3 protein-coding genes are annotated in these 4,204 nt (G+C 60.4%); all 3 read right to left on the reverse strand.

Translation table 11 applies throughout. The features are described from left to right. Positions 1 to 978: AAA family ATPase (locus L691_RS29815; protein WP_036737737.1), on the reverse strand; the 978-nt coding region annotated here is incomplete at its 3' end. After that, the gene (locus tag L691_RS0122300; RefSeq protein WP_025692519.1) at positions 975 to 2,156 is read right to left on the reverse strand and encodes an exonuclease SbcCD subunit D; all 1,182 of its coding nucleotides are present in this window, start codon (positions 2,154 to 2,156) and stop codon (positions 975 to 977) included. The genes L691_RS29815 and L691_RS0122300, both read right to left, overlap by 4 nt. Positions 2,157 to 2,394: 238 nt before the next feature. Continuing rightward, the coding region (locus tag L691_RS0122305; protein WP_025692520.1) for a 3'-5' exonuclease at positions 2,395 to 4,204 on the reverse strand (1,810 nt) is incomplete at its 5' end.

Below are 4,204 nucleotides of genomic sequence, written 5' to 3' on the forward strand. Positions count from 1 at the left end.
CGCTTCCTGCTCGGACACCGCAAGCTGCGCCTCCAGCCGCTCCGCTGACGCGGCACGGGTGCGCCAGGCCTCTTCTGCGCTGCGCCATGCCTGAAGCGCAGGCGCAATCTTGGCGGCTTCGTCGCTCTTAAGCAGCCGCAGCTCCATCGAGGCAATTTGCGCCTCCTGCGCCCGGAATTCCAGCAGTTTCATCTCCCGGCGGGATCGCTCCTCCTGCAGCTCACGGATTTTGCCGAAACGCTCGGCCTGCCGGGTCGCCGCCTCCAAGCGCTCACGGCACTTCGCGGCGTGGCGTACAGCCTCCGCAAGACGCTCCTCCGCCGCTTGCACATCCTCCGCTCCGGCGCTGCCCAGCCCCTGCTGTTCGGCCTCCAGCGCGCGCAGCGCCGCCTCATTCTCTTTTACCCGGCGGCTGAGCTTCAGCGCCAGTTGGTCCCCGTACTGTTCCAAGTGGAACAGGCGCTGCAGCATCTGTCTGCGGTCGACGCCGCGAAGGGACAGAAATTCGGCGAACTTGCCCTGAGGCAGAACGACCGCCCGGGTAAAATCGTCCATTTTAAGCCCGATTTTGTCCTCGACACAGCGCGTCACCTCCGCAAGCTTGTCCGCCATCACGGTTTCTCCGTCCGGTCCGATCTCAATGAAGCGGCTCACCGTATTGCTGACGGACTGCTCGCCCGTCCGTTTGAATCTCCGCTCCACCCGGTAGCGGCGCGCCCCGTGGGAAGTGCTCAGCTCGAAGGTGAACGCCACGGCAAGGGTATCCTCGGAATGGTTCATGATCCCCTGCGTCCCGTTCACGGCGCGTTCCACCTTGCCGTACATCGCCAGTGTAATGGCATCAAGCAGGCTCGATTTTCCGCTGCCCGTTGGCCCGAAAATGCCAAACAGCCCGGTCTCGCACAAGCTGAGGAAATCGATCTCCTGACTTTCCCGGTAGCTCTGCAGCCCGCTCACTTTTAACAGTATCGGCTTCATTTAGTCTCCTCCGCTTCCTGTCCGTCACGTTCTTCCTCCGCCAGCTCCAAAAACAGCTCCACAAGGCTGTCTTCCGGCTCCGCTCCTCCGGTCTGCCGCTGGTAGAACCTTCTGAACAGCTCCTGCACCGGCATCCGGGAGCGGAGGGACGCTTCCAATTCCTGCTCCATCTCCGGGTAGACCGGGCGGATATGTACGATACCTTCCCGAGCTTTGCGAAGCCGCTGGATATCTCCCAGCGACAGCGCCTCGCTTAAACGGATTTTCAGATCAATGAACGCATTGGCGTCCCTGCCCTCGTCAAGCCAACGGTACACTTCATCCAGCCCCCCCGCACAATCCCACTCCACCAGAGGACGGCCGCAGCGCAGCAGAATTTCTTCCGGCTTCGCCTTTGCTCCCGGGGAGAGTTCCAGCATTGTCACGGACTTGGCCTGGCCCGCCTCCGAGAAGCTGTACGCCAGCGGAGAACCGCTGTAGCGGATGACCCCTTCTCCCTTGACCTTCTGCGGACGGTGAAGATGGCCAAGCGCCGTATACTGCGCGCCGCATGCCAGCGCCGAAGGATCGACCGTATACGCCCCGCCAACCTGGATCGGGCGTTCGGAGTCGCTCTCCACACCGCCCAGCACATAAATATGGCTCATCGCCAAATTGACCGTGCCTGGCGTGAATTCCCGGGACAACAGCTTCATCAGGCGGCCTACGCGCGCGCTGTAAGCGAGCCGAAGTCCGGCTTCGTCGCTGTCTTCGGCCAGCAGTTCGCCAAGACGGGCTTCGGAGGGGTACGGAAGAGCCGCTATATGCGCGGTTTCCCCGGTCCGGGCGATCTGAACCGTCACCGGATCGGCTGCGGGCAGACCGACAAGGGTAATGCCGAGTCCGAAGACAAGCGGGGATACGGAGGATACTCGCTCGGGCTGATCATGATTGCCTGCGATAACGACCAGCTGCCTTCCGCCCGATGCAAGTCTTGAGGCCGCTTCATAGAATAACTGCTCAGCCGCAGCCGGAGGATTGACGGAGTCATAGACGTCACCTGCCAGCATAATAAGGTCAGCATGTTCCTCCTCGGCAATGGCGACCAGTTCGTCAACGAACGCCTCCTGCTCCTTCTGCCTGCTTCTTCCTTCCAGCGTACGGCCCAAATGCCAGTCGCCCGTATGCAAAATCCGCATCTTCCGCCTCTTTCCCGCCCCTAATCCGGGCGAATGTAAATATCACAACCCCATATTTTGCAAATCATCATTAAAAGCCGATCTCCCCAGCCGCCGGAACTTATTAATCATCCACTCGGTCAGAGTGAAAGGGCCGTCAAACGATCATGGAGAGTGTAATGGTATAAGTTCGCGGCATGACCGGCCCAAGTCGGGAGATGTTCACGAAATGCCAGCATCCTCTATGCTATGCGCGGACCTATACCCGGACGGCGTGACCGCCGTCAAAGAAATACAGCCACGCTTCAGCAACCTCTTCGCCTAAAATATCACCAAGCGCCTGCGAGTACAGGCCAAGCTGGTAATGGTATTTCTCCTCCAGGGCTTTCAGCCCGCCCCGATGCTCCAGAACCGCGTCGCTCTTATAATCCAGCAGGATAAGCCGCCCTTCCTCCCGGAAAAGACAGTCGATCACCCCTTGGATAAGAACGGATGAAGAAGCCCCGCCGCTCTCCCCAGGCAGCTCCGCAGACGCTCTGCCCAGAGCCTCTAGGCCATGGTAAGCTTCAGATGCGGGCACTAAATAGCTGAAAGGCATTTCCCTTCTCTTCCATGGCGAAGCCAGCAGCCTGCGGCCGAGCGGATGCTCGTAAAAAGCCGCCGCTTTCTCCGGCTCGACCGCCGCCGCCTGTTCTTCCGTCAAAATGCGGAGCTGCTGCAGTCTTTCCAGCGTCTCTTTCACTTCCGCAAGCCCGGCCTCTCCGTCCAGCGGAATATGCTGCATGAGGGTATGATACACCGTGCCGCGTTCCGCCGGCGTAATGCCGCGCTGCTCCATGAACTTCGGACGCCGCAAATGCAGGCTGTCGGCAGCGGCGGCGCTGCGCTCCTTCGCTAAGGGGAGCCCCTCTTCCAGAAGATCGTAAGAGGGCCGGTCCTGCAAAGACAGAAGGGACTTAAGCTCCGTAACGGAAGTTTTGGCCGGAATAAGTGCAGCCGCTGCATAAGGATAATGCCAGGACAGGCACTCGGACGCCGAATCGTCTGTCCCGGAATAAACCGTAACCGGCACCCCCCGGCTCAGTTCGTGAAGCGCCTTTCTTCTCGTTTCTTCCCCGTCCTCTCCATCATCCTTGACTGAATGAAGCCCTGTCTCGAGTTCCGAGGATGGCAGAACGCTTACGCTCCAGTTGGACAGATCGCCGCGCAGGGTAACCGGCGCCGCTCCTTCCTTGCCGGCAATTTTCCGCAAAATCGCCGCGCCGGGGTGGCGGATCAATGCCGGTCCTATCCAATCCAGATAGCTGCGCCCCCGGGCAAGCAGATGATCGGGAAGCAGCGTCTTATCTCCGCCGCTGGACGACATCCAGCTCGCCGCTTTGCCCTCCAGATCGCGAACGGTGCCGACAAGAATCATCTTGTCGCGGGGGCGTGTCACCCCCACATACAGCACCCGCATTTCCTCCGCCAGCAGTTCCAGCCTCGAACGCCGTCCAATGGCGAGGTAGGGCAGCGTCGGATAGCTGACCCGGGTCTCACGCTCCAGAAAGCGCGGGCCGAAGCCGAGCTCCTTGTGCATCAGAAACGGAGCGTACAGATCCTGACGGTTGAAGCCTTTGGACATTCCAGCCAGAAAGACGACCGGAAACTCAAGCCCCTTGCTCTTATGGATAGTCATGATCCGGACGCCTTCGCCCTGCTCGCCGCTGCCCCCGGCCGCTCCCAAATCGCCGCCGTTCTCGCGAAGCCGGGATATAAACACCAGGAAGCGGAATAAACCGCGGGCCGAGGTATCGTTCTCGAATTGAACCGCCCGGTCGTACAATGCTTTAAGATTGCTCTGCCGCTGGGCGCCTCCCGGGAGTCCGCCGACCCAATCCAAGTATCCGCTCTCCCCGTATATACGCCAGATCAATCCGCTCACGTCACCTTGGCGCGCCTCGTCTCTCCAGCGTTTGAGCTGCACCAAAAACCGGTTCAGCTTATCCCGGAGCCTTCCGGAAATCGCCGGTGCAGCGTATACCGTTTCACCGGACACCGCGATTCCGGCGTTTGCCGGCTCACCGGCT

Source organism: Paenibacillus zanthoxyli JH29 (genome assembly GCF_000520715.1).
Classification (GTDB): Bacteria; Bacillota; Bacilli; order Paenibacillales; family Paenibacillaceae; genus Paenibacillus_AQ; species Paenibacillus_AQ zanthoxyli.

Bases quoted from the DNA above. Each gene is read 5' to 3' on its own strand.
- L691_RS0122300 (WP_025692519.1), bottom strand. From the start codon at position 2,156: ATGCGGATTTTGCATACGGGCGACTGGCATTTGGGCCGTACGCTGGAA.